We start from the raw sequence: 2674 nt of genomic DNA on the forward strand, positions 1-2674 counted from the left end.
GCTCAACACGATTCGCAACGCCGACTCACTCATCCTGGCGGCACCCGGTGCGAAGACTATCCGCTGACCAAGCGCGATCCGCCGGGCGGGTTCGACACGGTCTGCCACGGCGATGGCGGCGATATCAGCCCATTGCCCGGCCGGGCCGCCGCCGGCCCGCGCCTCGAATTGCTGCTGCGAGCCGGTGGCCACCACGTCGACGTCGTGCGGCCAGTCGGTTCCCCAGAAGGCCTCCACGGCATCGATGGCATGACCCATATCGGCAGCGACGCGTGCCAGCAGGGTTTGTGATTGCGGCCCGTCGAGGTTGGTCATCACCAGCGAGCGGTCGCCGATTTCCAGCCGACGCGGCGCGCTGAGGCCGACGGACGGCTGCCCGGATCGCTGCGCCGCTGGTCGCTGGCCGATTACTGTGAACGCGCCGACGACCAGCTCGACGGCCAACACGCAGGCCAGTAGCCCGCGTCCGCCCCTAGTAGCGGCGGGCGTCGTAGATCGGGCCGGAGGAGTTCATCGGCACCACCCGCACCGGAACGCCATATGTGGACGAATGGATCATCAGGCCGTCACCGATATAGAGGCCGGCGTGCGATGCGTCGGAGTAGAACGTGAGCACGTCGCCAGGCTGCAGATCAGATAGCGACACCGGCTGGCCGCCGTGCGCCAGCGCCTGGCTGGAGTGCGGCAGCGCGACGCCGGCCTGCTGGAAGGCCCACATCACCAGACCCGAGCAGTCGAATCCGCCCGGCGCGGCGCCACCCCACGAGTAAGGGTCACCGACGCGAGTGAGCGCGGCCTGGACGGCGATTGCACCCTGGCCGGAGCCGGGTCCGGCGCCCGGTCCGGGAGCACCCGGCCAGCCGCCCGGCGCCAATGCTTCAGGTGCTGGGGCTGCGGCAGCCACGGCAGCCGGTGGGATTGGTCCGGGCGCCGCCAACGCGGTGCGCTCGGGCGGGCTCAGCGCCAGGTACTGCGACTTGACGATGCCGATCTGCAGCTGGAGCCGGCTCTGTTTGGACTGCAAGCTCGCGCGCACCGCGGTTGCCTGCTCGGCGGCGGTCTTGGCGTCGGCGGCCGATTTCGCCGATTCCTTCTCGGCTTTGGCGGCCTCTTCGCGGGTGGCGCGATAGGTGGCCATCTGGGTGAGCATCGCCGTGGAGATCACCCGCTGCACGGCCAACTTGCCGATCAGCTGCTGCGGCGACTCGGCGGTCATGATGGCGTTCATGCCGTCGGTACGGCCACCCATGTACATGGCTGCGGCAAACTTGTCGATACCGGTCTGATAGGTAGCCAGTCGCGCTTTCGCGGCGTCCGCGGCGGCCTGGTCGTCGTTGTGTTTCTTCTCTGCGGTCCGCTGCGCAGCCAGCTTGTTGTTGAGATCGAGCTGCGCGCTGTGCATTGCTTCGGTGGTCTGCTCGGCTTGCCGGGACAACTCGTTGAGCTTTGCCATGGCGTCATTGGCCGGGTCGGCCAGCACATTGCCGGCGGCAACCCCGGACAGCGCAATTAGTCCGGCTAGCACCGAGATAGCAAAGCGCTTAGCGACGCGCAAAGACACGCGCCCACCATTTAGCTTTGTCCGCAAAACCATGTTTCCTTAAAACCCGCCGGCCAGACAGCCGAATCTGCGTTAGGTCTCAGATAGGTTACGAAACGGCGTCGAGCTTGTCCAACTCTGAGATGTTAAGAAAACAGCAAGATTTCAGATTATCGCCCTTAGGCGACCCCGGGCCGCTGACGGTGAATGGGCACCAAACGCAGCCTGGGTGCCAATCCCGCGTCGGCGAGTACCTCCAATGCGACCCGCTCATCTTCCAGCAAAGTTTCCGGTACCCCGAGTATCACGCTGACCACGCAGTCACGGCATCCGGGACCGCGCACCGCGCAATCGTCGCAGTCGATGACCACGGGTTCTGTCGAATCGGGCGGAGTTGCCGCCGCCCAATCAGGCTCACTGTCATGCGCCATCTGGTTGGTCCTCTCCGTCTTGCTCATCGGTCTTGCCGTGACGTTATCCGCGGGCACCGACAAGTTTTGGTGTTCACCCGCGGCGGCCGGGTGGCCCTCTGGCCGCGACGCGCCGCGCCGAAACCCGGGCCGTGTCGGTGCGAGTGATTAACGTCGCCGCCATGGGCGCGCCCGCTGCCGAGCAGCTGAGCCTCCCCGACCTCGACGGGGCTGCCGAAATATTGCTGCGCGAAACCACTTTCGTCGTTGTCGACCTGGAGACCACCGGCGGTCGCATGACAGCCGCCGACGGGAAGGTCGCTGACGCGATCACCGAGATCGGCGCGGTCAAAGTCCGCGGCGGCGTGGTGCTGGGCGAGTTCGCCACCCTGGTCGACCCGCAGCGCAGCATCCCGCCGCAGATCGTCCAGCTGACCGGTATCACCACCGCGATGGTGTGCGACGCGCCGACCATTGCCGCGGTGCTGCCGATGTTTCTCGAGTTCGCCCGCGGCGCCGTGATGGTCGCCCACAACGCCAGGTTCGACATGGGGTTCCTGCGGGCCGCGGCCGATCAATGCGCCATCCGATGGTCGCGGCCGCAGACACTGTGCACGGTCCAGTTGGCCCGGCGGGTGCTCAGCCGCGAAGAGGCGCCGAGCGTACGGCTGGCCGCGCTGGCGCGGCTGTTCGCCGTCGCCAGCCAACCCACCCACCGGGCACT

General features: G+C 67.1%; 3 protein-coding genes and 1 pseudogene. 1 reads left to right on the forward strand and 3 read right to left on the reverse strand.

The window, feature by feature from the left end; all coding sequences use genetic code 11:
• The 3 genes and pseudogenes from WAN02_RS33005 to WAN02_RS33015 all read right to left on the reverse strand — a co-directional run.
• Positions 1-447 (reverse strand): annotated as a pseudogene (locus WAN02_RS33005) (hypothetical protein); the annotation flags it as partial.
• Positions 448-472: 25 nt separating this feature from the next.
• On the reverse strand, positions 473-1594 hold the full coding sequence (gene ripC, locus WAN02_RS33010; protein WP_422269566.1) for a peptidoglycan hydrolase RipC: 1122 nt from the start codon (positions 1592-1594) through the stop codon (positions 473-475).
• Between the two features lie 125 nt (positions 1595-1719).
• Positions 1720-1971: a hypothetical protein gene (locus WAN02_RS33015; protein ID WP_325689042.1), complete on the reverse strand. Its 252-nt coding sequence runs from the start codon at positions 1969-1971 to the stop codon at positions 1720-1722.
• Between the two features lie 137 nt (positions 1972-2108).
• Between WAN02_RS33015 and WAN02_RS33020 the strand changes: the two genes are divergently transcribed.
• Positions 2109-2674: exonuclease domain-containing protein (locus WAN02_RS33020; RefSeq protein ID WP_422269567.1), on the forward strand; the 566-nt coding region annotated here is incomplete at its 3' end.

The organism is Mycobacterium sp. (genome assembly GCF_049281135.1).
Taxonomy (GTDB): domain Bacteria; phylum Actinomycetota; class Actinomycetes; order Mycobacteriales; family Mycobacteriaceae; genus Mycobacterium.

Coding starts and splice junctions, on each gene's coding strand:
- ripC (WP_422269566.1), bottom strand. CDS start 1,594: ATGGTTTTGCGGACAAAGCTAAATGGTGGGCGCGTGTCTTTGCGCGTC.
- WAN02_RS33015 (WP_325689042.1), bottom strand. CDS start 1,971: ATGGCGCATGACAGTGAGCCTGATTGGGCGGCGGCAACTCCGCCCGAT.